Origin of the sequence: Phaeobacter piscinae, assembly GCF_002407245.1 — a bacterium.
Lineage (GTDB): Bacteria > Pseudomonadota > Alphaproteobacteria > Rhodobacterales > Rhodobacteraceae > Phaeobacter > Phaeobacter piscinae.
In genome coordinates this window covers 1,732,982-1,758,778 of sequence record NZ_CP010681.1, presented here as the reverse complement: position 1 = coordinate 1,758,778, position 25,797 = coordinate 1,732,982, and the positions used below count along the sequence as shown (strand labels likewise).

The following is a 25,797-nucleotide window of genomic DNA, read 5'->3' as shown; positions in this document are numbered from 1 at the left end:
CAATTTCAGCAAGAAGTGATTTTATCCGGTCTGACCTCTGGTCGGGTCGGGAACTGTCGTCACCGGGTCTGCCATCTGCACGCCCGGTTTTTGGGGTCGCGTGGTCATCAAACTGCCATGAGGCCCGGTCCATAACGGCGCGCGGCACTCGCGACGCCGATATTCATTTAAACAAGACCCCGGCGCGGGGCCGGAGCCGGATTGGCGCGCTCCGGAACAGACAAGCGAAGTAGGAGAGACGGGCAATGTGGCAGGTGCTGTCTAGCGCATGGGCGCTGCTGTTGGGCATGGGAATGCTGATGATCGGCAACGGTCTTCAGGGCACGCTCCTGGGTGTGCGCGGCGATATTGAGGGGTTCTCCACCCTTCAGATGTCCTTTGTCATGTCGGCCTATTTTGTTGGCTTTCTGGGCGGGTCGCGGCTGGCGCCGGAGATGATCCGCCGGGTGGGTCATGTGCGGGTCTTTGCGGCGCTGGCGTCGTTCATCTCCGCGGTGATGATCCTCTATCCTGCGGTCACCAACCCGGTGGCCTGGATGCTGGGCCGTGTGGTGATCGGCTTTTGCTTCTCCGGCGTGTATGTCACGGCCGAAAGCTGGCTCAACAACGCCTCCGACAATGCAAACCGGGGCAAGGCGCTGTCGCTCTATATGATCGTGCAGATGGTCGGCATTGTCAGCGCGCAGGCGCTGATGCTGGTGGGCGATCCGTCGGGCTATGAGACCTTCGTAATTGCTTCGGTGGTGGTTTCGGTGTCCTTCGCACCGATTCTGCTGTCGATTTCGCCGACGCCTGCCTTTGACCGAACCAAGCCGATGTCGTTGCGCCAGCTGATGGATGCCTCGCCCTTGGGCTGTGTTGGCATGTTCTTGCTGGGCGGTGTGTTCTCGGCCCAGTTCGGCATGAGCGCGGTCTATGCCGCCTCTGCGGGGCTGAGCCTGACGCAGATCTCGATCTTTGTTGCGACCTTCTACGTGGGGGCCGTGGTGATGCAATATCCGCTGGGCTGGATGTCGGACCGGATGGATCGCCGGGTGCTGATCCTGTTTGGTGCAGCGGTTGCCGGGGCTGCGGCCATCGGGGCGATGATACTTGGGACCGACTTCAATTTCCTGTTGGTCGCGGCCTTCCTGATCGGTGGCATGACCAACCCGCTCTACTCATTGCTGATCGCCCATACCAATGACTACCTCGACTATGACGATATGCCGGCGGCCTCTGGCGGGCTGGTGTTCATCAACGGTCTGGGGGCTGTGGCCGGGCCGCTGATCACTGGCTGGATGATGGGCGACAGTGTGTTCGGCGCGCCGGGGTTCTTCCTGTTCATGGCGGTGCTGCTGCTGCTGCTGGCGGTCTATGCCGGCTATCGCACGACTCAGCGTCCCGCCATTCCGACCGAAGAGACCGGGATCATGTCACCGATGGCGCCGACCGGGTCACCTGTTGTGGTTGAATTTGCCCAGGAATATGCAATCGAGACGGAAATCGAGGAGCAGGAAGCCGCCGCCGAAGCTGGGTGATTGCGCTAACTTGCGGGATTTGTGGTGAAATTTTCACGAAACTGTCGTGTATGACGCAAATCGTGACGCGCTTCCCCTTGTAAAATCTCTGCAAAAGCGTCTGAATTTCAGGACGGTATCTATGTGGAGGCAGACCTATGACAGGTCCTGAGGAGATCCTAGACTTCTGGCTCGTAAGCACGGGTGAGAAGGGCTGGTATATGCAGGATGACGCGCTGGATCAGGAGATCCGGCGCCGGTTCGAGACGACGTGGGAGGCCGCCTGCGAGGGCAAATGTGACCACTGGCGCAGCGGGCCGAAGGGGGTTCTGGCCTATATCATCCTGACCGACCAGTTCCCGCGCAATATGTTCCGGGGGGAGGCGCAGGCCTTTGCCACGGATACGTTGGCGCTGGCGGCGGCGAAATGTGCGATCAGCAAGTCCTGGGACATGAAGATCGACGAACCGCAGCGGCAGTTTTTCTACCTGCCGCTGATGCATTCGGAGAACCTGTGCGATCAGGAACGCTGTGTGCGGCTGATGCTGGAGCGGATGCCCAAGAACGGTGCCTCCAACCTGCTTCATGCGCGGGCCCACCGCGAGGTGATCCGGCAGTTTGGTCGCTTCCCTTATCGCAATGAGGCGCTGTCGCGCAGCAGCACGGCACCGGAAATGGATTACGTCATGGCTGGCGGCTATGGCAGCACCATGCGCAGTCTGCAGGCCGCAGGCTGAGGCAGTTGCCTTTCAGGCTTGCCTGAAACACGTCCTGACCTGACACTGGTTTTGCGCCGCGCCCCAAGGATCGGGGTGCGGCGTTGCTGTTTCTTGCATGGCGGCTATGAGCCTGCACTGGATGATTGCAGTGCAGCGAGAAATAGTTTAACGGTGAACTAGTTTTTGATCCAGCTTGGCGAGGAACCACCATGGCCGCAGAAACCTATGACGTGATCGTAATCGGCGCAGGGCCGGGGGGCTATGTGGCTGCCATCCGTGCCGCTCAGCTGGGGCTGAAGACCTGCATTGTCGAGCGTGAACATATGGGCGGCATCTGCCTGAACTGGGGCTGTATCCCGACCAAGGCGCTGTTGCGGTCGTCGGAAGTGTTTCACCTGATGGAGCGGGCCAAGGATTTCGGCCTGAAGGCCGAGAACATCGGCTATGATCTGGACGCGGTGGTGAAACGCTCGCGCGGGGTGGCGAAACAGCTGTCCTCCGGCATTGGCCACCTGATGAAGAAGAACAAGATCGCCGTTGTCATGGGCGAGGCGACGCTTCCGGCCAAGGGCAAAGTATCTGTGAAGACCGACAAGGGCACGCAGGAGCTGGCGGCGAAGAACATCGTGCTGGCCACCGGCGCCCGCGCGCGGGAATTGCCCGGGCTTGAGGCGGACGGCGATCTGGTCTGGACCTATAAGCATGCGCTGGATCCGGTGCGGATGCCGAAGAAGTTGCTGGTGATCGGATCGGGCGCCATCGGTATTGAATTTGCAAGTTTCTACAACACCCTGGGCGCTGATACGACTGTTGTCGAAGTCATGGACCGGGTGCTGCCGGTGGAAGATGCGGAGATTTCCGCCTTTGCCAAGAAGGCCTTTGTCAAACAGGGCATGAAGATCATGGAGAAAGCCATGGTCAAGCAGCTGGACCGCGGTAAGGGCAAAGTCACCGCCCATATCGAGGTCGGCGGCAAGGTCGAGAAACAGGAATTTGACACGGTGATTTCCGCCGTGGGCATCGTCGGCAACGTCGAGGGGCTGGGGCTGGAAGGTCTCGGCGTCAAAGTTGATCGCACCCATGTTGTCACGGATGAATTCTGCCGCACTGGCGTTGATGGGCTTTATGCGATTGGCGATATCGCCGGTGCGCCCTGGCTGGCGCATAAGGCCTCCCACGAGGGCGTCATGGTGGCGGAGTTGATCGCGGGCAAACACGCGCATGCCGTAAAGCCCGAGAGCATTGCCGGCTGCACCTATTGCCAGCCTCAGGTCGCCTCCGTCGGCTACACCGAGGCGAAGGCCAAGGAACTGGGCTATGACATCAAGGTCGGGCGCTTCCCCTTCATCGGCAACGGCAAGGCGATTGCCCTGGGTGAGGCCGAAGGCATGGTAAAGACCATCTTTGATGCCAAAACAGGTGAACTCTTGGGCGCCCATATGGTGGGGGCCGAGGTGACCGAGATGATTCAGGGCTATGTGGTCGGCCGCCAGCTGGAAACCACCGAGGAAGACCTGATGAACACCGTTTTCCCGCATCCGACGTTGAGCGAAATGATGCATGAGAGCGTGCTGGATGCCTTTGACCGGGTGATCCATATGTAAGCAGATCTTCTGATCTGTCTGATTAAGATCGTCAGGACGCCCGAGGCATCGCTTCGGGCGTTTTTACGTGCGGTTTTCAGGCTGAGGCGTTCAGCCCGTCTGGCGCTTCGCTATCAGGCGGGGTATGTCCTGCGCTTCGGCCGGTCCTGGCGGATTTCCTGCGCAATGCGCGATTGCAATGAGGGCAGCCTCCATGAACACACCCCATATCCATGAACCACAGACCCGCTGGGGTGTGGTAATGATCATTTGGGCCGCCGGTCTGGGCGCCGCGGCGCAATATGGCAAGATCGCGATTATTTTTGATCAGCTGGGCCTGCTATATCCGGGGGCCGGATCCTCGCTTAGCCTGGTGGTGACCATGGTTGGTGTGCTCGGCATTTTGCTTGGCGTGGTTGCGGGTGGGTTTGTCGCCTCCTTCGGGTATCGCCGCAGTCTTGTCTGGGCGCTGTGGATCGGGGCAGTGATGTCGGCGCTTCAGGCGCTGCATCTGCCCTATGGTCTGTTTCTGGCAACGCGGCTGATCGAAGGCCTGTCGCATCTGGGGATCGTGGTGGCCGCCCCAACGCTGATCCCGCAGATCTGTAGCCCGCGTCATCGGGGCACGGCACTGTCGATCTGGAGCACGTTCTTTGGTGTGTCCTTCGCGCTGCTGGTGTGGTTTGGCCTGCCGCTGGTCGCGGGGTTTGGCCTGTTGTCGCTGTTTGGCGCCCATGCGCTGATGATGGCAGGGCTGGCGCTGGTGCTGGGGCGGGTGTTGAAGACGGTGCAGGTGCCCCCCCGTTTGCCGCTGGCCAAGCTGGCGGATCTGCCGAAACTGCATCTGGAGATCTACCGCTCCCCGGCGAAAGTGGCCCCAGCGGCGGGCTGGCTGTTCTACACCACCTGTTTTGTCGCCTTGCTGACGGTGCTGCCGCCGCACCTGGATGCGGCCACGCGCGTGTGGGTGATCAGCGCCATGCCGCTGGTCAGCATCGCCACCTCAATGACACTGGGGGTCTGGCTGTTGCGTCGGATGGCGGCGGTGCGCGTGGTGCAGGCGGGGTTCCTGCTCGCGGCCGCTGGCACAATCTGGTTGCTGCTGACGCCCGGTCTGCCGCTGGCTTGCATGGCGCTGGCGGTGGCCTTCGGGCTGGTGCAGGGGGCGAGCTTTGCCTCGGTGCCGCAGCTGAACGCCGAGGCGGCGGAGCAGGCGCAGTCCAATGGCGCCATGAGCCAGGCTGGCAATCTGGGCAATGCGATCGGCACGCCGCTGATGGTGGCGGCAGTTGCCTTTGGCGGCTACCATGGGATGATGACCATGGCCCTGATGCTGTTCATCGGGGGCTTTGCCGTGCATGCGATGTTGGCCCGTCAGCGGAGGCAAACCGCAGCAATCTGAGCATGTTCGCGCTCCGTTCTCATTTTTCTATTGGAGACTCGCGATGCAGTCCCTATCTGTAGGGTCGGACACCGGCTGCAAGGGTGGCTGGCGTTGAATTTGGGGGCAGTATGGCTGAGTTGAAATCGATCGAAGTGCGCGGTGCGCGCGAGCACAATCTGAAAAACATCGACGTGGATATCCCGCGCGATCAGCTGGTGGTGATCACCGGCCTTTCCGGCTCGGGCAAGTCCAGCCTCGCATTTGACACCATCTATGCCGAAGGGCAGCGCCGTTATGTCGAGAGCTTGTCGGCCTATGCGCGCCAGTTCCTCGATATGATGGAAAAGCCGGATGTGGATCACATCAGCGGCCTGTCGCCTGCGATTTCGATTGAGCAGAAGACCACCTCGAAAAACCCGCGCTCCACCGTTGGCACGGTAACAGAGATCTATGACTATCTGCGGCTGCTGTTTGCCCGTGCTGGCACGCCCTATTCGCCTGCCACCGGGATGCCGATCGAGGCGCAGCAGGTGCAGGATATGGTCGACCGGATCATGACGCTGGAGGAGGGGACCCGTGGGTTCCTACTGGCGCCGATCGTGCGCGACCGCAAGGGCGAGTATCGCAAGGAGTTCCTGGAACTGCGCAAGCAGGGGTTCCAGCGGGTGAAGGTGGATGGCGAGTTCTACGAGTTGGACGAGCCGCCGACATTGGACAAGAAATTCCGCCATGACATCGATGTGGTGGTCGACCGTCTGGTGGTGCGTGAGGGGTTGGAGACCCGGCTGGCGGACAGTCTGCGCACCGCGCTGGATCTGGCGGATGGGATCGCCATTCTGGAAACGGCCCCCCGCGCGGCGGAGGGCGAAGAGGTGCCGGAATCCGAGCGGATCACCTTCTCAGAGAATTTTGCCTGCCCGGTCAGTGGTTTCACCATTCCTGAGATCGAACCGCGGTTGTTTTCCTTCAACGCGCCATTTGGCGCTTGCCCGGAATGTGATGGTCTGGGGGTCGAACTGTTCTTTGATGATCGGTTGGTTGTGCCAGATCAGAATCTGAAGATCTATGACGGGGCGCTGGCACCCTGGCGAAAGGGGAAATCGCCTTATTTCCTGCAAACCATCGAGGCGATTGCCAAACATTATCAGTTCGACAAGAACACCAAGTGGAAAGACCTGCCCAAGAAGGTGCAGCAGGTGTTCCTGCGTGGCTCCGGGGATGAGGAAATCAAATTCCGCTACGACGAAGGTGGCCGTGTCTATGAGGTGACCCGCGTCTTTGAAGGGGTCATTCCGAATATGGAACGGCGCTACCGCGAAACGGATTCAAGCTGGATCCGGGAAGAATTTGAACGCTATCAGAACAACCGCCCCTGTGGCAGCTGTGACGGCTACCGCCTGCGCGAAGAGGCCTTGGCGGTGAAGATCGCAGGGCTGCATGTGGGGCAGGTGGTGCAGATGTCGATCCGCGAGGCGCTGGCCTGGATCGAGGATGTGCCAAACCATCTGTCGGCGCAAAAGCAGGAGATCGCCCGCGCCATTGTGAAGGAAATCCGCGAGCGCCTGGGCTTTCTCAACAATGTGGGTCTGGAATATCTGACGCTGAGCCGCAATGCCGGGACCCTGTCCGGCGGTGAGAGCCAGCGAATCCGGCTGGCGTCGCAGATCGGCTCCGGCCTGACCGGCGTTCTCTACGTGCTGGATGAGCCTTCCATTGGATTGCACCAGCGTGACAATGATCGCCTGCTGGAGACGCTGAAAAACCTGCGCGATCAGGGCAATACGGTGATTGTCGTCGAACATGACGAGGACGCGATCCGCGAGGCGGATTACGTCTTTGACATTGGGCCGGGGGCCGGGGTGCATGGCGGGCAAGTCGTCAGCCACGGAACGCCCGATGTGATTGCCGCCGATGCCGGATCGATCACCGGGCAATATCTGTCAGGCAGCCGGGAAATCGCCATCCCTGCCGTGCGGCGCAAGGGGAATGGCAAATCGGTGAAGGTGGTCAAGGCCACCGGCAACAACCTCAAGAATGTCACGGCGGAGTTCCCGCTGGGCAAGTTCCTCTGTGTGTCTGGGGTGTCGGGCGGTGGCAAATCCACGCTGACCATTGAGACTCTGTTCAAAACCGCATCCATGCGCCTTAACGGCGCGCGTCAGACCCCGGCACCTTGCGAAACGATCAAGGGGCTGGAGCATCTGGACAAGGTGATCGACATCGACCAGCGGCCCATCGGCCGGACCCCCCGATCAAACCCGGCCACCTATACCGGCGCTTTCACCCCGATCCGCGAGTGGTTTGCCGGGCTGCCGGAGGCGAAGACACGGGGCTACAAACCGGGGCGGTTCTCCTTCAACGTGAAGGGCGGGCGCTGCGAGGCCTGTCAGGGTGATGGTGTCATCAAGATCGAGATGCACTTCCTGCCCGATGTCTATGTGGAATGCGAGACCTGTAAGGGCGCGCGCTACAATCGCGAGACGCTGGAAATCCAGTTTAAGGGCAAGTCGATCGCCGATGTGCTGGATATGACAGTGGAGGATGCGCAGCAATTTTTCCAGGCGGTGCCATCAATCCGGGACAAGATGGACGCGCTGATGCGGGTGGGCCTTGGCTATATCAAGGTGGGCCAGCAGGCGACCACCTTGTCGGGCGGTGAGGCGCAGCGGGTCAAACTGTCGAAAGAGCTGGCGAAACGCTCCACCGGGCGGACGCTCTATATTCTGGATGAACCGACGACCGGTCTGCATTTCGAAGACGTGCGTAAGCTTTTGGAAGTGCTGCATGAATTGGTCGAACAGGGCAACTCTGTTGTGGTGATCGAACATAATCTGGATGTGATCAAAACCGCCGACTGGATCATTGATATTGGCCCGGAAGGCGGCGACGGCGGCGGTGAGATCGTTGCCGCAGGCACGCCAGAGGATGTGGCCGCAGCAAAGGGCAGCCACACCGGTCACTACCTCAAAGAAATCCTCGACGCCCGCAGTCTCGCGGCGGAGTGATCCGCCGCAATGTTTGTGGTGTCCCGCGACAAATCTGACCCCAAAAAACGAAGCGCCGCCGACATTCTGTCAGCGGCGCTTTCCACAGAGCTGGATTGGGACGGCGCGACACCCGTGGAGGTGGGGAGAGCCTGCAACCGAGGATGTGCAGGCGGAAGATATCGCGACCCAAAGTCTTTAATCCAATTGGCGTGGAAGTCTTCTTTTCAGAAGTCAAACGAACCTGTGCAAATGCGACGAAATAGGTTAAACAGCTAGTGGTGTCTTATATTGAGAATTTACAGAGGTCCGCTTTTTCAATCACTTCCTTATTCCTCATTAATTCCGGTGTTAATTTCTACGCCTCAGTTCCATGCTGAAAATTCTTCAGCCGGTGACCAGACGCTGCCGGAGGGAAGGGGTGTTTGTCGCACCATAGTATGACAAACACAGATGTGTCGGTGGTTCGACGTCAGGTTTGCATATCGTTTTCCATGCGTCTAGGTGAAAGTTAACGAATTTTTGCGGTGTAAAATTGAAAATTTTAGATTTCTTAACAGCGCGCCTGGGATATTTGGGATCTGCTAACAGCAATTTTGAGATCCGTCGTTAAAAGTTTTAGAATGGTCTTTTCGGCATAAAGATTTCTGGCGGGTTTTTAATTTGAAACGGCAATGCACCGAAAAACGCCGCAGAACCAAGGCTGCGGCGTGGGTCTTTGCTGCAAAATCGCGGGCGATCTGTGCAGGCACCGCTGGCCGGTCCCCTGCGGTGGCGGCTACGCCGCAGTCTCTCGTCTCTGCTGAGCCTTTCCGCGATTGTTGGATCAATCGTGACGGCTGCGCGCCTCGAACCGGGGCAGCATGGCGCTGAAATCTTTGCCCGCGCCACCTTCTTCCTCGACAAACATGGAGTAGAGCGCCTGCGCCAATGCTCCCATGGGGGTGTCCGCATCCGCACTATGGGCGGCCTGCTGTGCCAGACGCAGATCCTTGAGCATCAGTTCTGCGGCAAAACCAGGCTGGTAGCCATTGTCAGCCGGGGAGTGCGGCCCGACGCCGGGGGCGGGGCAATAGGCGTTCATCGACCAGCTGTAACCCGAAGAGGTGGAGACCACATCAAACATCTTCTGCCGGTCGAGGCCAAGTTTGTCCGCCAAGGCAAAGGCTTCGCAGGTGCCGATCATGGTGATGCCGAGGATCATATTGTTGCAGATTTTCGCCGCCTGACCAGCGCCTGCGTCGCCACAATGCACAGCCTTCTGACCCATGATGTCAAACAACGGTTCCGCCGCCGCAAAGGCCGCAGTCGAGCCACCGGCCATAAAGGTGAGCGTGCCACCTGAGGCGCCGCCAATACCGCCGGAGACCGGTGCGTCGACAAACATCAGGTTGGCGGCCCCTGCCTGATCAGCCACCAAGCGGGCGCTGTCGACATCCACGGTGGAACAATCCACCAGCGTGGCGCCCGCGCTCATGGCGGGGATGACGTCATCCGCAACCGCGCGCAGGATCTGTCCATTGGGCAGCATGGTGATCACCACCTCAGCGTCGCTCGCGGCCTCTGCGGCGGAGGCGGCCATGGTCACCCCCTCGATGGAGACATCCGCCATGTCAAAACCAGTGACGCGATGGCCTGCCTTGGCAAGATTGGCCGCCATCGGGCCACCCATATTGCCAAGACCGATAAATCCGATGTTCATGTGTTCTCCTCCTCAAACTGCAGCGTCTGCGTCGCCAGCGGCATCAGCATCTGGCTGACCGCCGTGGCAGGCACCGTGCCGTCGGCATATTGCCATTTGGGCTGCCGGTCCTTGTCGATGATCTGGGCGCGGATGCCTTCCAGAAAGTCGCCTTTCTCCATCGCACGATGGGTGAAGCGGTATTCCAGTTCAAGCGCCTTGCGGATGCCCATATTGCCAAGGCGCAGCCGGTGCAGCAGCTCAACTGTGGCGGCCATCGACAGCGGGGCGTTGCGGCGCAGGGTTTTCAGCGTCTCATCGGCGAAGGTGCTGTTGTCCTGATCAAGTGTGGTCAGAATATCACCCAAAGTCTCCCCGGCGAAGCTGTGGTCGATGGTGTCGCGCAGCGCCTCCAGGCGGCCGTCGGGAACGGGTTCTGCGGCGTCCGCAAGCAGATCTGCGCGGCCTGAGTGTTCCAGTTCTGCAATCAGCTCGGGCCAGCGGGTTTCGGGGATGTAGTGGTCCGCAAAGCCTGCGTAAATCGCGTCCGCCGCAGACATACGCGCCCCTGTGAGGCCAAGGTATTCCCCCAGCCGCCCTGGCGCCAGGGCCAGCATCAAGGTACCGCCAACATCCGGGATAAGGCCGATGCCAACCTCGGGCATGGCGATCTTTGTGCTGTCGCCAACAACGCGATGGGTGCCGTGGCAGCCAAGACCAACACCGCCGCCCATGACAAACCCCTGCAGGAAGCTCACCACCGGTTTGGGGTATTCGAAGATCCGCGCATTCATCCGGTATTCATCGCGCCAGAACCGGCGACCATAGTCATAATCGCCACTGGTGCCGGTCTGGTACAGCTCGGCAATGTCACCGCCCGCACAGAAGGCTTTCTCGCCCTCGGCGTCCATCACCACCAGATCAACAGCGTCGTCCTTGGCCCAGGCCTTTAGCGCGGCGTCGACGGCCAAGCACATGTCATAGCTCAGCGCGTTAAGGGCCTTGCTGCGGGTGAGGGTGATCCGCCCGGCGCGGCCGGTGACGCGGATATCAATATCGCTCATGGCTGCCTCAGTGGTTTTCGGCCAGAAGATGGCGCGCGGTGATCACACGCATGATCTCATTGGTGCCCTCAAGGATCTGATGGACGCGCAGATCACGCACCAGTTTTTCGATCCCATAGTCCGCAAGATAGCCGTAACCACCATGCAGCTGCAGACATTGGTCGACCACTTTGGATCCGGCTTCGGTGACAAATTTCTTTGCCATGGCGCAGTGTTTGGACGCATCCGGCGCGCCCTGATCCAGTTTCCACGCCGCCTGACGTAGGAACACGCGGGCTGCCTGAAGTTCGATCTCCATATCCGCAAGGCGGAATTGCAGTCCCTGAAACTGATCAATGGATTTACCAAACGCCTTGCGCTCGGACATATATTGCAGCGTCATCGTCAGCGCCTGCTGGGCCGCGCCAAGGGAGCAGGAGGCGATGTTCAGACGTCCACCATCGAGACCTTTCATCGCGTAGGTGAAGCCTTTGCCCTCTTCTCCGACCAGATTGTCTGCGGGGATTTTGCAATCGTCGAATTGAACCTGGGCTGTGGGCTGGCTCTTCCAGCCCATTTTATCCTCGAGCCCGCCAAAACTGAGACCTTCGGTGCCATCCTCGACGTAGACTGTGGAGACACCTTTGGGGCCGTCCTCGCCGCTGCGGACCATGCAGACATAGGCGTCGGAATAGCCGCCGCCGGAAATGAACGCCTTGGTCCCGTTAAGGGTGTAGCCCTCGTTGGTTTTGGCGGCGCGGGTTTTCAGCGCGGCAGCATCAGAGCCGGAACCGGGTTCCGTGAGACAGTAGCTGAGCACGGTCTTCATCGACAGGATGTCCGGCATGATCCGCGCCTTCATCTCGTCACTGGCAAAACTGTCGAGCATCTTGGCGCACATATTGTGGATCGACAGGAAAGCGGCCACCGACGGGCAGGCCATCGACAGCGCTTCAAACACCAAGGTGGCATCCAGCCGCGACAGACCCGCGCCGCCGGTCTCCTCAGAGACATAAAGCGCGCCAAAGCCCAGCTCACCGATCTGCGGCCAGAGTGATTTCGGGATGGTGCCTTCAGCCTCCCACTGGCGGGCGAAGGGGGCGATATGCTCCTGTCCAAAGGCGAAAGCCATATCGAAAATGGCGGTCTGTTCCTCGGTCAATGCGAAATCCACAGTGTGTCCTCCCTCGTGTGAACGCAGCCCGGCCCGAATATGACCCGCCGGGGTCGTCATGAATTGAACGGTTGTTTATTTTTTAGCGACCCAAGTGCAGCAGGGCAAGCCGCAGCGGTGCAAAGCCGCTGTGCAGAAATGTCGGTTTATCCACAGTTCCGGCGGAAAAGTAAGGGCATTGCTGCAAGGAGTGCGGGTGACTGGGCAATGAACCGTTTCTTAGGCATTTTCTTTCAAACTGGCCGAAATTTGTCAAAAACCGTGGCGCATAGCAGTCACGGCGGATCAGCTGAGGGCAGACTCTCGATGAACAAGCCATTGCGCACCAAACATCTTTCAAAATCGGCGCGTCGCAAATTGGAGGCCGAGGCCGTATCTCCTGTGGTGCGGCTCAAGGCAGAGGCGGGCCAAGCCTTTGTCGAGGCGGATTATAAACGAGCGCGCGACTTGGCCTCGCAGGCGCTAATGTTTGAGCCGGACAATGCCACGCTGCATGCGGAGATTGCGTCAAGTTTCATGCAGGAAAAGAAATATGAACTCGCCCTGAAGCATTTGATGGGTGCGCTCAAGCTGGAACCCTTAAACCCAAAGTGGTTGAGCGCGATCGGAACCATCCTGTTTTTGATGGACAGGTTGGGCGATGCGGTGGGCTTCTTTGAGACGGTGTACCAACTGAACCCCGAAAATGCGATGAATGTTTCTCGGTTGGTACAGTCACAAATGAATCTGTGCGACTGGTCGGTCTATGACGATCAGAAAAACAAGCTGAGGATCCTAGACAATGATCCGGCCAATGGAGACCCATTCACTACACTGCTCTACGTTGACGACGGTGGCTTTCAGAAGAAACGAGTTGTTTCAAAGACAAAGAAGAAAGCGACGATCTCGGAGCGGAAGGTGACCCGCAAATTCGACCGCACGCCTGTGGCCGGTCGCAAAATCCGGGTGGGGTATTTCTCCTGTGATTTTTTCAATCACGCGACAATGTTTCTGATGGCGCGTCACTTTGAGCTGCACGACCGTGATAAATTCGAAATTTTTATCTACGACTACAGCGAAGAACCGGACAATGTGATGCGTCAGCGTGTGCTGCGCTCCGCTGACTGCTACCGGCAGATCCAAGCTCGGAAAGATGAGGACGTCGCTGTGTTGGCGCGTGAGGATGGTCTCGATATCGCCATTGATCTGAAAGGTTATACAAAAGACGCCCGCCCTGCGATCTTCGGGTTTCGCGTGGCACCGGTGCAGATTTCCTACCTGGGGTACCCGAGCACCACAGGCATGCCGACGATGGATTACTTTCTTGCTGACGCAATCACTGTCCCGAAAGAGGGGCGCCGTCATTTCTCCGAGAAGATACTCTATATGCCGAATTGTTATCAGGTGAATGACAACAGCCGGCAGTATCCCGAGACTCGGCCGACCCGGGCCGATATGGGGTTGCCGGAGGATGCGGTGGTGTTTTGCTCCTTTAACAATCACAACAAAGTTTCGCCGGTAGAATTTGATATTTGGATGGACCTGCTAAAGCAGGTGGACAACAGTGTACTGTGGTTCTTGGCTGCTTCCGATATCGTGCGCGCGAATATTCTCAAGGAAGCAGAGGCGCGGGGCGTCTTCGCGGATCGGATCGTTTTTGCCGGGCGCTGCAGCACCCCAGATCACGTAGCGCGACTGTCCTTGGCGGATATCTTCCTTGATACCTTTGCCTGTAATGCCCACACCACGGCGAGTGAGATGCTGTGGTCGGGTGTGCCTGTGGTCACGAAACCGGGGGAGCAATTCGCCGCACGTGTTGCAGCCAGCATTGTGTCGGCGGTTGGTTGCCCCGAGCTGATCGCCGAAACGGATGAGGAGTATCACGCATTGGCGTTGCGTCTGGCCACCCAGCCGGAAGAGCTTCAGGCGCTGCGTGAGAAGCTGAAGGCCAATATCGCGACGACACCGCTCTATAATACTGAACAATACGTTCGGGATTTCGAGGCGCTGATAGAAAAGGCGATCCTGCGGTATGACAACGGTTTGAAACCGGATCACCTGAGTCTCGCCGAGGGGAAGGTCTAGGCTCGGCAGAAACGCTGGCGCAATGTAACGAGACATCGGCTGTCTGGTGCTGGTCCGCGTGAGATCGAATGAGCTGGCTGACTGCAAGAAAAACGCGCCCCGGGGTGCCGGTGCGCGTTTGGTAGATCTGCAGCCGATTGGTTCCGGTTGCTCGAGGCTCGACCTAAGCCGTGACCTTGGCAGGAAATGGGCTCATTGCTGGCGCCACTCACACTACATTGGTGCAAGGGCTGCGGGGGTCTAGCTGCTGGGGTTCGTTAGCGCCTAGAGCAGGCGGACCTGGGTGCCGACCTCCACCATTTCATAGAGCGCTTCGACGTGCTGATTATAGAGGCCGATACAGCCGGAGCTGCTTTGGCGACCGATCTTGCGGGTGTCATGGGTACCGTGCACCAGATAAGCGGGCCAGCTGAGGTACATGGCGCGGGTGCCTAACGGGTTGCCGGGACCGCCATCCATCCGCAAAGGCAGCGAGGGGTCGCGTTCGCGCATTGAGGCTGTCGGGGTCCAGCTTGGGTTCTTGGCCTTGCGCACGACCTTGGTGTAACCGCGTTTGGTCAATTCCTCGGTCATTGGAACGGAGGAGGGGAACAAACGGTAAGTGACCCCATCGCCACCCCAGTAGTGCAGTGCGCGCGAGGTGATATCGGCCAGCATACAACCCACACCCAGCTCGTCAAAATGATCCTGCCAGGCCTGCTGCTGGAATGAGGAAATGTTGCGTTTGACGGGAATTTCTGTCTCGATCTTTGGCTCTTCCACCGGGAAGGCGTCGCTGGATTGCGCGCGAAGCAGGGTCGGGGTTGCCAATGTGGCGCCAAGCCCGGACAGGGCGGCACGGCGGGTCATGTGAAGTTTGCTCATGGTATCCTTCGGCGGTCTGCTCGGACGTTTGCCCCCAAATTAGGCATGGCGCGGCAATTTCCTAGGGGGCGGGCTACAATTTTTTGTCGGCCTCACAGGGTTGTGTAGAGCGAGGAGGCCTAAGCCAGCAAAATCCTGCCGCAGTTGGACCGGCGCAGAGGCATGGCGGTGCCGGGATGGCCGCGCCGGGCCTGGCCTGTGCCACTGGTGGTGATCAGCCGTAGAGCTGACGTGCTTGGGCGAAGGACAACAGGCGTTTGCTGTTTTCATCCCACAGATGCAGCCGGGCATTTGCAAGGCTTTCACGGATGGTCATCCGGTTGCCCTCGGCCAGTTCAGCATGGTCGCGCAGCACCTGGGGCAGGCGGTAAAACGGGATGCGGCTGTAGAGGTGATGCACATGGTGGATGCCAATATTGGCGCTGATCCATTGCAGCACCGGTGGCAGCACGTAATGTGAGCTGCCGTGCAGGGCCGCGTCATGCAGCTGCCAGTCGTCTTCCTGTTCCCACTGGGTGGTCTCGAACTGGTGCTGAACATAGAACAGCCACAGCCCGGCGGTGGCCGCAAGCAGGGTCGCCGGGACGAAGATCAGCAAAAGCGGCATCAGCCCGCCGAAATACCAGATCGCGGCCAGCGCAATCACGATGGTAAGATTGGTGCCCATCGCGCTGATCCAATAGCGAGCCTGTCCCATCAGACCATAGGGTATGCGGTTCTGCAGAAAAAACAGATAACCAGGCCCGATTGCAAACAGGGTGACCGGATGGCGGTAGAGGCGATACATCAGACGACCCCAACGGCTTTCGGCACGGTATTCTGCAACGGTCATGGTGTGAATATCACCCATGCCACGTTTGCCGAGGTTGCCATGGGTGCTGTGATGGATCGAATGGGTGCGGCGCCAGACGTCATAAGGCGTGAGGGTCAGAACACCGATGATGCGTCCAACCCAGTCGCTGAGCCGCCGATTGCTGAAGAACGAGCCATGGCCGCAATCATGCTGAATGGTAAAGAGCCGCAGAAGGAAGGCCGCGATCAAAACCGACAGGCCCAGCGTCAGCCAGTAGCTGACCGAGAGCGACCACCAGGCCAGCGCCCAGAGCAGCACAAAAGGCACAACGGTGACAGTCAATTCAAACAGGCTGCGCAGCATATTGGGCTCGCGGTATTGCGCGAGGATCTTGACCCAATCACGCGCCGTCTTCTCAGCCGCCTGCGGCCCGTTTTGCTTTTGGGACATACTTATCTGCCTGTCGTTTCACTGCCTCTGGCAGACCGGATAGACTACCGGTGGTATTGAGCAAGTAAAATCCGGGTCAATTGGGACGAAATAACGCGCAAGTGCGCAGAAATATGGGGAGTGCGGCGTGGCAACATCAATTGCGGGCACATACCATAAGAAAAGGCCCCGGCAGCACCGGAGCCTTGAGTTGCAAGCGGATTGATCTGAAAATCAGTCCATCGCCTTGAAGTTGAACTCGCCACCTTCTTTGATGCCCGAGGGCCAGCGGGAGGTCACGGTCTTGGTGCGGGTGTAGAACTTGAAGCTGTCCGGGCCGTGCTGGTTCAGGTCGCCAAACATGGATTTCTTCCAGCCGCCAAAGGTGTGATAGGCCAGCGGCACGGGGATTGGCACGTTGATACCGACCATGCCGATGTTGACGCGGGACGCGAAGTCGCGCGCGGTGTCGCCATCACGGGTAAAGATCGCGGTGCCGTTGCCGTATTCGTGGTCCATCGCCAGCTTCAGCGCGTCCTCATAGCTGTCTGCACGCACGGTGGACAGAACCGGGCCAAAGATCTCCTGCTTGTAGATGTCCATGTCCGGGGTGACATGGTCAAACAGATGTGCACCGACGAAGAAGCCATCCTCGTAGCCCTGCAGTTTGAAGTCGCGGTTATCAACCACCAGCGTCGCACCCTGATCCACACCGGACTGGATCAGGCCCAGGATCCGCTCTTTGGATGCAGCGGTCACAACCGGGCCGAGGTCGACGTCGTCGCCTGCGGTGTAGGGGCCGACTTTCAGCTTTTCGATGCGCGGGATCAGCTTCTCGATCAGCTTGTCGGCGGTTTCTTCACCGACGGGAACGGCCACGGAAATCGCCATGCAGCGTTCGCCAGCCGCGCCGAAACCAGCGCCAACCAAGGCGTCTGCGGCCTGGTCCAGATCGGCGTCAGGCATCACGATCATGTGGTTCTTGGCGCCACCGAAACACTGCGCGCGCTTGCCGTTGGCGGTGGCGCGGGAGTAGATGTACTGCGCAATCGGGGTGGAGCCGACAAAGGACACGCCCTGAATGATCTCGCTGTCCAGAATGGTGTCAACGGCTTCCTTGTCGCCGTTCACGACCTGGAACACACCTTCGGGCAGACCGGCCTCAACAAACAGCTCCGCCAGCATCAGCGGCACGGAGGGATCACGCTCAGACGGTTTCAGCACCACGGCGTTGCCGCAGGCCAGGGCCGGGCCGACATGCCACAGCGGCATCATGGCGGGGAAGTTGAAGGGCATGATGGAACCAACAACACCCAGGGGCTGGCGCATGGAATACATGTCGATGCCGGGGCCAGCGCTGTCGGTGAACTCGCCTTTCAGCATCTGCGGTGCGCCGATGCAATATTCGACCACTTCCAGACCGCGCTGCAAATCGCCCTTGGCATCCGGAATGGTCTTGCCGTGCTCGCGGGAGAGCGCCTCGGCCAGCTTGTCCATGTCGCGGTTCATCAGCGCGACCATTTTCATCATCACGCGGGCGCGTTTCTGCGGGTTGGTGGCGCCCCACGCGGACTGCGCTGCGGCGGCCTTTTCGATCGCGTCGGTGGTTTCCGCAGCGCTGGCCATCGGGCACTGATACTGCACCTCGCCGGTTGCGGGGTTGAAAACATCGTCAAACCGGCCCGAAGTGCCGGAGACCAGTTTGCCGTTGATAAAGTGGCCGAGCTCTTTCATCGGATCCTCCTCTGTTCATCTTGGCGATATCCTAGGCTTGCAAAAAACACTGGAAAAGAGGAAAGATCTCAAAGAGGCTTTGCAGGAACGCAAAGGTTAACAGAATGTTGACGGCAGGAGGAGGGAAAGCTCATGGATCCACAATGGGATGACATGCGGGTGTTCCTGGCAGTGGCGCGGGAGAGCAGCCTGTCGGGGGCGGGGCGGATCCTGAAAATGGACCCGGCCACAGTGGGTCGGCGGATCTCGCGCTTTGAAGAGGCGCTGGATACGCCACTGTTTGTGAAATCACCGCAGGGCTATGCGCTGAGCGCCGCCGGGGACCGTCTGTTGGGTCATGCAGAGGCGGCAGAACAGGCGATGCGCGCGGGGCAGGAGGCGCTGGTCGGTCCCAGCGACACACTGTCCGGGCAGATCCGTATCGGGGCACCGGATGGCAGTGCCAATTATCTGCTACCGCAGGTCTGCGCCAGGATCGGTGCTGAGAACCCGGATCTGGATATACAGATCGTTGCTCTGCCGCGGGTCATCAACCTCAGCCGTCGCGAGGCCGATATGGCGGTCACGGTCAGCGCGCCCACAGCAGGTCAGTTGCTGGTGCAAAAGATCACCGACTACAAACTGCACCTGGTGGGGTCGCGTCACTATCTGCGCGAGCATCCGCCGATCAAGACGCTGGAGGATCTGAAGCACCATAAGATGATCGGCTATATCCCCGATATGATCTTTGATCGCGAGTTGGATTACCTCAACAACCTCGGGGTCGAGCGGGTGGCGCTGGCCTCCAATTCGGTGTCAGTGCAGATCAAACTGGCGGCGGAGGGCACCGCGCTCTGCGTCGCACATGATTTCACGCTGCCGTCGCATCGGTCCCTGCGCAAAGTGCTGACTGACAAAATCAGCCTCAGCCGCAGTTTCTATCTGGTGCGTCATCAGGGCGATCAGCGCAGCGACCGGCTCAATCGCTTTGCGCAGGCGTTGTCAAAAGGCATACGCGACGAAGTGGTCCGGCTGGAAGGCTTGACTTGATGCCGCGATAGGGCAACCCTTGGTGGTACGCAAGAAAATTACAAAAAGGAGCGCCTATGCTGGTTCAATTGATTCTGAAGTCCAAGGCAAGCTCTGGGGTGGTTACCATTGCTCCTGAGGCAACGATATCCGAGGCAGCCAAACTGTTGGGCGAACATAAAATCGGGACCGTGCTGGTCTCCAGCGATGGCGAGACCGCCGAAGGGATCCTGTCTGAGCGCGATATCGTGCGGGAATTGGCCCGCAGTGGCTCCGGCTGTCTGAGCAAACCCACCAGTGAATATATGACCCGCAAGCTGGTCACCTGCACCAGCCAGTCCAATGTCGAGGATGTGTTGAAACAGATGACCGAGGGACGGTTCCGCCACATGCCGGTGGTGGAAGACGGCAAGCTGATCGGTCTGGTGTCGCTGGGCGATGTTGTGAAGGCACAGCTGGCTGAGGTTGCGATGGAGAAAGATGCCCTTGAGGGCATGATCATGGGGCACTGACCCCACGCTTCGACGGCGGCCAAAGCCTGTGTCGAAGCCCTGACGTCACGGCGCAGGAGCGGCTCGGTATTTCCACGCTCTTGCGCCCCGATGACAAAAATGTTTGCTTGCGCGCATCCAACCAGCAGGCAGGAGAGGCCCCATGCGTATTGGCTTGTATCCCGGCACATTCGATCCCATCACATTGGGGCATATAGATATTATCCGCCGGGCCAGCGCGCTGGTGGACAAGCTGGTGATCGGCGTTGCGATCAACCGCGACAAGGGGCCATTGTTTTCGCTGGAAGAGCGTGTCGCCATGATTGAGGCGGAATGTGCCAAGCTCAGCGAGCAGACCGGCACCGAGATTGTCGCCCATCCGTTTGAGAACCTGCTGATTGACTGTGCCCGCGACGTCGGCGCGCAGATCATCGTGCGGGGGCTGCGGGCGGTGGCTGATTTCGAATATGAATTCCAGATGGTCGGCATGAACCGGGCACTCGACAGTTCGGTCGAGACGGTGTTTCTGATGGCCGAAGCGCGGCATCAGGCGATCGCCTCAAAGCTGGTGAAGGAAATCGCGCGGCTGGGGGGGGATGTCTCGAAATTCGTGACGCCTCTGGTCGAAAGCGAGCTGCGCCGTCAATTGGCCAAGTAACGCGCGCCACATTGTTCGGATGCTAGGGCGGTCCCGTTTGGGGCCGTTTTTTGTTGTCTGTCCGAAAAATCAGCGCCAGAACGCAATCCAGTCGATCAGCTCAAACAGGCGTTTGCCCAGAAACACCATATGCTCGCTGCCATAAAGCGAGAGATCCACGGCAAGAGCGGTCAGGATCAGCAGCGCAAGAAAGAGGGCAACTTTGTTGGTCATGATCCTGGCTCAAAATAAGATACGCCCGGCCAGATATGCCTGACCGGGCGGTGTCTTACAAGTCGCAGCGCCTCCGGAGAACACGCTGTGCCGGCGCAGGGATTAACCCAGACGCCCCATCGCGACAGCCACATCCGCCATCCGGACGGAGAAGGCCCATTCATTGTCATACCAGGCCAGAACGCGGACCAGGCTGTTTTCCACCACGCGGGTCTGATCCGGGGCAAAGATCGAGCTGTGTTCTGTGTGATTGAAGTCAATCGACACCAGCGGCGCAGGCTCATAGCCGATCACGCGGGACATATGGCCCTTGGCGGCTTCGCTCATGATGGCGTTGATCTCGGTCACGCTGGTCTCTTTGCTGGCGCGGAAGGTCAGATCCACGGCGGAGACATTCGGCGTCGGCACGCGGATCGCGGATCCGTCCAGACGGCCCTTGAGGTTTGGCAGCACCTCACCCAGCGCCTTGGCCGCACCTGTGGTGGTGGGGATCATCGCCATTGCCGCGGCGCGGGCACGGTAGAGATCGTCGTGACGACGGTCCAGTGTTGGCTGATCCCCGGTGTAGGCGTGGATCGTGGTCATGATCCCGCTTTCAATGCCGACAGTTTCATCCAGCACCTTGGCGAGCGGGGCCAGACAGTTGGTGGTGCAGGAGCCGTTGGATATCATCCGGTCGCCAGCGCGCAGCTTGTCGTCATTGACGCCGAAAACGATGGTCTTATCGACATTTGTGCCGGGGGCAGACAGCAGTACCTTCTTGGCACCGCGCGCCAGATGCGCTTTGGCTTTCTCGCCGTCGTTGAATTTGCCGGTACATTCCAGCACGACGTCACAGCCAGACCAGTCCAGTTCATCCATATTGTAGGTGGAGAACATCTGCATGTCACCACGACCGAGGTTCATGGTGTTTTCACCCAAGGTCACCTCACCGGGGAAACGGCCATGCACGGAGTCGTATTTCAACAGATGTGCTGCGGTCTCCAACGGGCCGGTGGCATTCACCTTGACCACTTCGATATCGTCCCGGCCAGAGGCTGCGATATGCGCCAGGGTGCAGCGGCCGATGCGGCCAAACCCGTTGATCCCGACTTTGATGGTCATATGCGTATCTCCAAGCGAGCAAGAATTGTCCTCGCTATAGCGACCATTCCCTCGGGTCAAAAGCTTAAAAATGGCATTATTCCAGACTGTTAGCGCAAAACTTGACTGGTTGCGGTAACGGAAATGACTGATTGCGATAACGGTTTTACCCGTCGGTGCGGGTGGCAGATGAAGACAGCATCAAAGGTCCGGCGGGAACAAACGGGCGGCTCAACGGCTTGTACCTGATAGGCGATAGGATAGGGTGGGCCAAAATGCGCGCGACTAGAAAAAGGATCCCGGTATGAGCGGTTTGTTGGCTTTGCTCGATGATGTGGCAGGCATTGCAAAGGTGGCTGCGGCGTCAGTGGATGACGTGGCAGCAGCGGCGGGGAAGGCCGGGGCCAAAACGGCGGGCGTGATCATCGACGATGCGGCGGTGACACCGAAGTATCTGCAAGGCTTTGCCCCGGCGCGCGAATTGCCGATCATCTGGCGCATCACCCGCGGCTCGCTGTTCAACAAACTGATCCTGCTGATGCCGGTCGCCATGTTGCTGGCCAATTTCGCGCCCTGGCTGATCACGCCGCTGCTGATGCTAGGCGGATCCTATTTGTGTTTTGAGGGCGCCGAGAAGATTTTTCACGTGCTGTTCCCGCACGCAAGCCATGCGGTCCACGAAGATATGAGCGTCAAGGACCCCGGTCATCTGGAAGAGCAGAAGATCAAGGGCGCCATTAAGACCGATTTTATCCTGTCCGCTGAGATCATGACCATCGCGCTGGCTGCCATCGAGGCGCCGAATGTCTGGATGCAGGCGGCAACACTGGCCGTGGTCGCTATTGGGGTGACGCTGGCGGTCTACGGCTCAGTCGCGGTGATCGTGAAGATGGACGACGTGGGCCTGTATCTGGCGGGCAACGCACCAACGCCCATCGGGCGTGGGCTGGGCCGTGGGCTGGTGAAATTCATGCCGGTGCTGATGTGGATCCTGTCGGTGGTCGGCACCGCCGCGATGCTCTGGGTTGGCGGCTCCATCATCATTCACGGGCTGGAGGTTCTGGGCTTTGGCTGGCTGGGCCATCACATCCATGACTGGGCCTATGCGATGGGCCACGCGGTGCCTGCCGCCTGGGCGGGCTTTGCCGAGTGGAGCGCCAAGGCCACAATGGACGGCGTGTTCGGACTGGCCTGGGGGCTGGCTCTGATCCCACTGGCGACGAAGGTTGTGGGGCCGGTGATTGCGGCGATTTCGGGGAAGAAAGCTGCGCACTGATCGCCTACCGGTGACTGGAATGATGTCTGTTGTGAGCCCAGAGTTCCGAATGCTACACGCTGGTCTAGCGTCAGCTGATGGCAGGTGGAAGATTAGTCCGCCTGTTGCTTAGAGAGTTATGAAAGGCGTTCTCCATGAAAGTTGCAATTGTTTTCGGGGTCTTGGTTGGCTTTGTATCAACCGCAGTCTTTGCCGAAGGAATCCGCTGGAAGCCGGAAACGCTAACGCCCGGTGACTACATTAGTATCGACCAAAGCCAGAGCGGTCTTATACATCACGTTTTTCGTGGGAAGGCCGGTCGGTCATATGTATTGGAAAGTTATCGCGGCTCTACGCCATCTGGAAAGCCGGTATTCACTACCTACTTGGATAAAGACGGAAATCAAGTTCGCTGGGTCAGACAGGATGGGTTCGAATTGAGATTTCGCCCTCACGACTGCACGCGAACTCTGGGGCGATGCCAATACACTCAAACTGCTACCGATGGGAAAAGGGAAACTCGCTTAAGAATAACAGAGGCTACGAGAATGGGCTTTAAATTCTCTGAGTATAGCTCTGATGGAAAGCGGCTGTTTTTTGGTCAAATTACCTTAGACGAGCACGGCAATGCAGGGAACGGGAGGTTAGACGGCAACCAAGGCAAACAGCGGTTTCGTTTGGTCGGGAAGGTCTATCAATAGTTCTTTTTGCCCTTGGTTGAGAAGGGTGCAGTGCAAAGGCTGACGTTAACCGCAATCTAGGCGAATTCCGCACCGTCCGCACCGTCCCCACAGCAGCCATTTCACAACAAAAAAAGGGCACCCGGTTGGGTGCCCTTCCTCTTTTTGCGTTGTAGCTAGACTTAACCCAGCAGTTCTTTCACCTTCGCAACGGTGTTCTCTGCAGTGATGCCGAACTTTTCGAACAGCTCACCTGCGGGGGCGGAGGCGCCGAAGCTGTCCATGCCCACGAATGCGGCTTTCTTTTCCTGGCCGCGTTCACCCATCAGCAGACGATCCCAGCCGCCGGCGCGCATGGCGGCTTCAATACCGACGCGGACGGGGCCTGCGGGCAGGACCTTGCGGCGGTAGGCTTCGTCCTGCTCTGCGAACAGTTCCATGCAGGGCATGGAGACCACACGGGTGCCGATGCCGTCGGCTTCCAGCTTGGCCTTGGCGTCCATCGCGACGGAGACCTCAGAACCGGTAGCGATCAGAATGACCTGACGCTTGCCCTCAGCTTCGGCCAGAACATAGCCGCCCTTGGCTGTGAGATTGCTGAGCTTGTGCTCGGTCCGCACGGTTGGCAGGTTCTGACGGGTCAGGGTCATCACCGAGGGGGTGTCCTTGGAGGTGAGGGCGATTTCCCAGGCCTCTGCGGTTTCCACGGTGTCGGCGGGACGGAACACATAGGTGTTCGGGGTCGCGCGACAGATCGCCAGATGCTCCACCGGCTGGTGGGTCGGGCCATCTTCGCCAACGCCGATGGAGTCATGGGTCATGACAAAGACGGTCGGGATCTTCATCAGGGCCGCCAGACGCATCGCGGGGCGGGCATAGTCGGTGAAGCAGAAGAAGGTGCCGCCATAGGGGCGCATGCCACCGTGCAGCGCCATGCCGTTCATCGCGGAGGCCATGCCGTGCTCACGGATGCCCCAGTAGACGTAACGGCCCTTGCGATTGTCGGTGTCAAAGATGCCGAGATCGCCGGTCTTGGTGTTGTTGGAACCGGTGAGATCCGCAGAGCCGCCCACGGTTTCCGGCATGATCGGGTTGATCACTTCCAGCGCCATCTCGGAGGATTTCCGGGTGGCCACCTTGGGCTGGGTTTCGGAGACCTGCTTCTTCAGCGCCTTGACGGTGGCGGAGAGTTTCTTGGGCGCGTCCAGCGCATAGGCACGGTTGAAGCGATCCTGCTTTTGCTGGGAGGCTTCTGCAAAGCGGGCTTCCCAGGCTTCGCGTTCGGATGCGCCGCGCCGGCCGATGGCTTCCCACTGGGATTTGACGTCTGCGGGCACATCAAACGGGCCGGTGGTCCAGCCATAGGCCGCCTTGGCGTCCCGCATCTGGTCGGCGTCGGTCAGCGCGCCGTGACCCTTGGAGGTGTCCTGTGCGGCGTGACCCAGCGCGATATGCGTCTTGCAGGCGATCATCGACGGTTTCTTCGACTTCTTCGCCGCGGTGAGCGCCTCGTCGATGGCCTTGGGGTCGTGGCCGTCGATTTCGATGACCTGCCAGCCCGATGCCTTGAAGCGCTGCACCTGATTGGTGCGGTCGCTGAGTTCAACGGTGCCGTCGATGGTGATGTTGTTGTTGTCCCAAAGCACGATCAGCTTGCCCAGGGAATGACGACCGGCGAGGCCGATGGCCTCCTGGCTGATGCCTTCCATCAGGCAGCCGTCGCCCGCGATCACATAGGTGTGGTGATCGACCAGCTTGCGGCCATACTGCGCGCGCTGCATTTCTTCTGCCATGGCAAAGCCGACGGCATTGGCGATGCCCTGACCCAGCGGGCCCGTGGTGGTTTCCACCGCATCAATCAGGAAATTCTCGGGGTGGCCGGCGGTCAGCGCGCCCATCTGGCGGAAGTTCTTCACCTGATCCAACGTCACCTGCGCGTCACCCATGAGATAGAGCAGCGAGTAGATCAGCATGGAGCCGTGACCGGCGGACAGGATAAACCGGTCGCGGTCGGGCCACTGGGGATTGGCCACATCGAACTTCATGTGTTTTTCAAACAGGACGGTGGCGACATCGGCCATGCCAATCGGCATGCCGGAATGGCCCGAATTTGCCGCAGCAACGGCATCAAGGGTCAGGGCACGGATGGCCGCGGCCTTGGTCCAATGTTCGGGGTTTGCGTTGCGCAGGGCTGTCAGATCCACTGGATTTTTCCTCTGGGTTTTCGGCAGACTGAGCGCTCAATAGCAGTGATATGGCAAAGATCAAGCGTTTGCGCGGCTTCCTGCGCGAAGTTGACGCTGCAAGTGGTTGAAAGCAAACAGGGGGTAATTTATCCCTGCATGAACTAAGCTGGATGTGCAGCGTCAGATCCGCCTTGATTCGCGCCCTGGATGCAAAACAGGCCGCCGAACGGGGGTGAGAGCGCTGCATATGGGACCGGCGGACAAGACCGGCA

Annotated in this window: 20 protein-coding genes; 11 read left to right on the top strand and 9 right to left on the bottom strand. The window is 59.3% G+C overall.

Annotated elements, in window-relative coordinates; genetic code table 11:
- Nucleotides 1–245 precede the first annotated feature (245 nt).
- The 5 genes from phaeop14_RS08155 to uvrA all read left to right on the top strand — a co-directional run bounded on the left by phaeop14_RS08155 (nucleotide 246) and on the right by uvrA (nucleotide 8,190).
- Nucleotides 246–1,520: an MFS transporter gene (locus phaeop14_RS08155; protein ID WP_040169351.1), complete on the top strand. Its 1,275-nt coding sequence runs from the start codon at nucleotides 246–248 to the stop codon at nucleotides 1,518–1,520.
- A gap of 137 nt (nucleotides 1,521–1,657) precedes the next feature.
- Nucleotides 1,658–2,236 (top strand): DUF924 family protein, encoded by a 579-nt coding sequence (locus phaeop14_RS08150; protein WP_014874837.1) that lies wholly within the window; start codon nucleotides 1,658–1,660, stop codon nucleotides 2,234–2,236.
- A 191-nt stretch (nucleotides 2,237–2,427) separates the two neighbouring features.
- A complete protein-coding gene (gene lpdA / locus phaeop14_RS08145; RefSeq protein ID WP_040169350.1) occupies nucleotides 2,428–3,822 on the top strand; it encodes a dihydrolipoyl dehydrogenase in 1,395 nt (464 codons plus the stop codon).
- A gap of 193 nt (nucleotides 3,823–4,015) precedes the next feature.
- Nucleotides 4,016–5,203 carry an MFS transporter gene (locus phaeop14_RS08140; RefSeq protein ID WP_040178643.1) on the top strand — a complete coding sequence of 396 codons (1,188 nt, stop codon included), beginning with the start codon at nucleotides 4,016–4,018 and terminating at the stop codon, nucleotides 5,201–5,203.
- Between the two features lie 110 nt (nucleotides 5,204–5,313).
- The gene (gene uvrA, locus phaeop14_RS08135) at nucleotides 5,314–8,190 is read left to right on the top strand and encodes an excinuclease ABC subunit UvrA (protein ID WP_040178642.1); all 2,877 of its coding nucleotides are present in this window, start codon (nucleotides 5,314–5,316) and stop codon (nucleotides 8,188–8,190) included.
- A gap of 805 nt (nucleotides 8,191–8,995) precedes the next feature.
- Here the strand turns inward: uvrA and mmsB are convergent.
- The 3 genes from mmsB to phaeop14_RS08120 are packed head-to-tail and all read right to left on the bottom strand — an operon-like array spanning nucleotide 8,996 to nucleotide 12,067.
- On the bottom strand, nucleotides 8,996–9,871 hold the full coding sequence (mmsB, locus tag phaeop14_RS08130) for a 3-hydroxyisobutyrate dehydrogenase (RefSeq protein WP_040178641.1): 876 nt from the start codon (nucleotides 9,869–9,871) through the stop codon (nucleotides 8,996–8,998).
- Entirely contained in the window at nucleotides 9,868–10,914 is a 1,047-nt protein-coding gene (locus phaeop14_RS08125; protein ID WP_040178640.1) for an enoyl-CoA hydratase/isomerase family protein, read from the bottom strand. Before phaeop14_RS08125 ends, mmsB begins: the two co-directional genes overlap by 4 nt.
- Before the next feature lie 7 nt (nucleotides 10,915–10,921).
- Nucleotides 10,922–12,067, bottom strand: coding sequence for an acyl-CoA dehydrogenase family protein (locus phaeop14_RS08120; protein WP_040169341.1), 1,146 nt, complete (start codon nucleotides 12,065–12,067; stop codon nucleotides 10,922–10,924).
- Between the two features lie 39 nt (nucleotides 12,068–12,106).
- Between phaeop14_RS08120 and phaeop14_RS08115 the strand changes: the two genes are divergently transcribed.
- Nucleotides 12,107–14,131, top strand: coding sequence for an O-linked N-acetylglucosamine transferase, SPINDLY family protein (locus phaeop14_RS08115; protein WP_244905820.1), 2,025 nt, complete (start codon nucleotides 12,107–12,109; stop codon nucleotides 14,129–14,131).
- Between the two features lie 264 nt (nucleotides 14,132–14,395).
- On the opposite strand, the gene phaeop14_RS08110 is transcribed toward phaeop14_RS08115, so the two are convergent.
- The 3 genes from phaeop14_RS08110 to phaeop14_RS08100 all read right to left on the bottom strand — a co-directional run bounded on the left by phaeop14_RS08110 (nucleotide 14,396) and on the right by phaeop14_RS08100 (nucleotide 17,951).
- Entirely contained in the window at nucleotides 14,396–14,995 is a 600-nt protein-coding gene (locus tag phaeop14_RS08110; protein ID WP_040169337.1) for a L,D-transpeptidase, read from the bottom strand.
- A 214-nt stretch (nucleotides 14,996–15,209) separates the two neighbouring features.
- On the bottom strand, nucleotides 15,210–16,238 hold the full coding sequence (locus phaeop14_RS08105; RefSeq protein ID WP_040169335.1) for a fatty acid desaturase: 1,029 nt from the start codon (nucleotides 16,236–16,238) through the stop codon (nucleotides 15,210–15,212).
- A 213-nt stretch (nucleotides 16,239–16,451) separates the two neighbouring features.
- Complete coding sequence (locus phaeop14_RS08100) at nucleotides 16,452–17,951, bottom strand: CoA-acylating methylmalonate-semialdehyde dehydrogenase (protein WP_096789242.1); 1,500 nt, start codon at nucleotides 17,949–17,951, stop codon at nucleotides 16,452–16,454.
- Nucleotides 17,952–18,083: 132 nt separating this feature from the next.
- Here phaeop14_RS08100 and phaeop14_RS08095 point away from each other — a divergent pair, with 132 nt between their 5' ends.
- The 3 genes from phaeop14_RS08095 (at nucleotide 18,084) to coaD (ending at nucleotide 20,108) form a co-directional block, all read left to right on the top strand.
- Nucleotides 18,084–18,980, top strand: a complete 897-nt coding sequence (locus phaeop14_RS08095) for a LysR family transcriptional regulator (RefSeq protein ID WP_040178639.1) — start codon at nucleotides 18,084–18,086, stop codon at nucleotides 18,978–18,980.
- A 56-nt stretch (nucleotides 18,981–19,036) separates the two neighbouring features.
- Complete coding sequence (locus phaeop14_RS08090) at nucleotides 19,037–19,471, top strand: CBS domain-containing protein (RefSeq protein WP_040169329.1); 435 nt, start codon at nucleotides 19,037–19,039, stop codon at nucleotides 19,469–19,471.
- Nucleotides 19,472–19,613: 142 nt separating this feature from the next.
- Nucleotides 19,614–20,108: a pantetheine-phosphate adenylyltransferase gene (gene coaD / locus phaeop14_RS08085; RefSeq protein ID WP_014874824.1), complete on the top strand. Its 495-nt coding sequence runs from the start codon at nucleotides 19,614–19,616 to the stop codon at nucleotides 20,106–20,108.
- 69 nt (nucleotides 20,109–20,177) lie between these two features.
- On the opposite strand, the gene phaeop14_RS19740 is transcribed toward coaD, so the two are convergent.
- Together phaeop14_RS19740 and gap are read right to left on the bottom strand one after the other, a co-directional pair.
- Nucleotides 20,178–20,321: a hypothetical protein gene (locus phaeop14_RS19740; RefSeq protein ID WP_167385675.1), complete on the bottom strand. Its 144-nt coding sequence runs from the start codon at nucleotides 20,319–20,321 to the stop codon at nucleotides 20,178–20,180.
- 102 nt (nucleotides 20,322–20,423) lie between these two features.
- A complete protein-coding gene (gene gap, locus phaeop14_RS08080; RefSeq protein WP_040169326.1) occupies nucleotides 20,424–21,425 on the bottom strand; it encodes a type I glyceraldehyde-3-phosphate dehydrogenase in 1,002 nt (333 codons plus the stop codon).
- Between the two features lie 283 nt (nucleotides 21,426–21,708).
- Between gap and phaeop14_RS08075 the strand changes: the two genes are divergently transcribed.
- On the top strand, nucleotides 21,709–22,680 hold the full coding sequence (locus tag phaeop14_RS08075) for a DUF808 domain-containing protein (protein ID WP_096789241.1): 972 nt from the start codon (nucleotides 21,709–21,711) through the stop codon (nucleotides 22,678–22,680).
- A 134-nt stretch (nucleotides 22,681–22,814) separates the two neighbouring features.
- Entirely contained in the window at nucleotides 22,815–23,360 is a 546-nt protein-coding gene (locus phaeop14_RS08070; RefSeq protein ID WP_096789240.1) for a hypothetical protein, read from the top strand.
- A 161-nt stretch (nucleotides 23,361–23,521) separates the two neighbouring features.
- On the opposite strand, the gene tkt is transcribed toward phaeop14_RS08070, so the two are convergent.
- A complete protein-coding gene (gene tkt / locus phaeop14_RS08065) occupies nucleotides 23,522–25,543 on the bottom strand; it encodes a transketolase (protein ID WP_096789239.1) in 2,022 nt (673 codons plus the stop codon).
- Nucleotides 25,544–25,797 lie beyond the last annotated feature (254 nt).

Bases quoted from the DNA above. Each gene is read 5' to 3' on its own strand.
- phaeop14_RS08140 (WP_040178643.1), top strand. From the start codon at position 4,016: ATGAACACACCCCATATCCATGAACCACAGACCCGCTGGGGTGTGGTA.
- phaeop14_RS08110 (WP_040169337.1), bottom strand. From the start codon at position 14,995: ATGAGCAAACTTCACATGACCCGCCGTGCCGCCCTGTCCGGGCTTGGC.
- gap (WP_040169326.1), bottom strand. From the start codon at position 21,425: ATGACCATCAAAGTCGGGATCAACGGGTTTGGCCGCATCGGCCGCTGC.
- lpdA (WP_040169350.1), top strand. From the start codon at position 2,428: ATGGCCGCAGAAACCTATGACGTGATCGTAATCGGCGCAGGGCCGGGG.
- phaeop14_RS08070 (WP_096789240.1), top strand. From the start codon at position 22,815: ATGAAAGTTGCAATTGTTTTCGGGGTCTTGGTTGGCTTTGTATCAACC.
- phaeop14_RS08075 (WP_096789241.1), top strand. From the start codon at position 21,709: ATGAGCGGTTTGTTGGCTTTGCTCGATGATGTGGCAGGCATTGCAAAG.
- phaeop14_RS08115 (WP_244905820.1), top strand. From the start codon at position 12,107: ATGACCCGCCGGGGTCGTCATGAATTGAACGGTTGTTTATTTTTTAGC.
- phaeop14_RS08095 (WP_040178639.1), top strand. From the start codon at position 18,084: ATGGATCCACAATGGGATGACATGCGGGTGTTCCTGGCAGTGGCGCGG.
- phaeop14_RS19740 (WP_167385675.1), bottom strand. From the start codon at position 20,321: ATGACCAACAAAGTTGCCCTCTTTCTTGCGCTGCTGATCCTGACCGCT.
- uvrA (WP_040178642.1), top strand. From the start codon at position 5,314: ATGGCTGAGTTGAAATCGATCGAAGTGCGCGGTGCGCGCGAGCACAAT.
- coaD (WP_014874824.1), top strand. From the start codon at position 19,614: ATGCGTATTGGCTTGTATCCCGGCACATTCGATCCCATCACATTGGGG.
- phaeop14_RS08155 (WP_040169351.1), top strand. From the start codon at position 246: ATGTGGCAGGTGCTGTCTAGCGCATGGGCGCTGCTGTTGGGCATGGGA.
- phaeop14_RS08125 (WP_040178640.1), bottom strand. From the start codon at position 10,914: ATGAGCGATATTGATATCCGCGTCACCGGCCGCGCCGGGCGGATCACC.
- phaeop14_RS08090 (WP_040169329.1), top strand. From the start codon at position 19,037: ATGCTGGTTCAATTGATTCTGAAGTCCAAGGCAAGCTCTGGGGTGGTT.
- phaeop14_RS08150 (WP_014874837.1), top strand. From the start codon at position 1,658: ATGACAGGTCCTGAGGAGATCCTAGACTTCTGGCTCGTAAGCACGGGT.
- phaeop14_RS08100 (WP_096789242.1), bottom strand. From the start codon at position 17,951: ATGAAAGAGCTCGGCCACTTTATCAACGGCAAACTGGTCTCCGGCACT.
- mmsB (WP_040178641.1), bottom strand. From the start codon at position 9,871: ATGAACATCGGATTTATCGGTCTTGGCAATATGGGTGGCCCGATGGCG.
- phaeop14_RS08105 (WP_040169335.1), bottom strand. From the start codon at position 16,238: ATGTCCCAAAAGCAAAACGGGCCGCAGGCGGCTGAGAAGACGGCGCGT.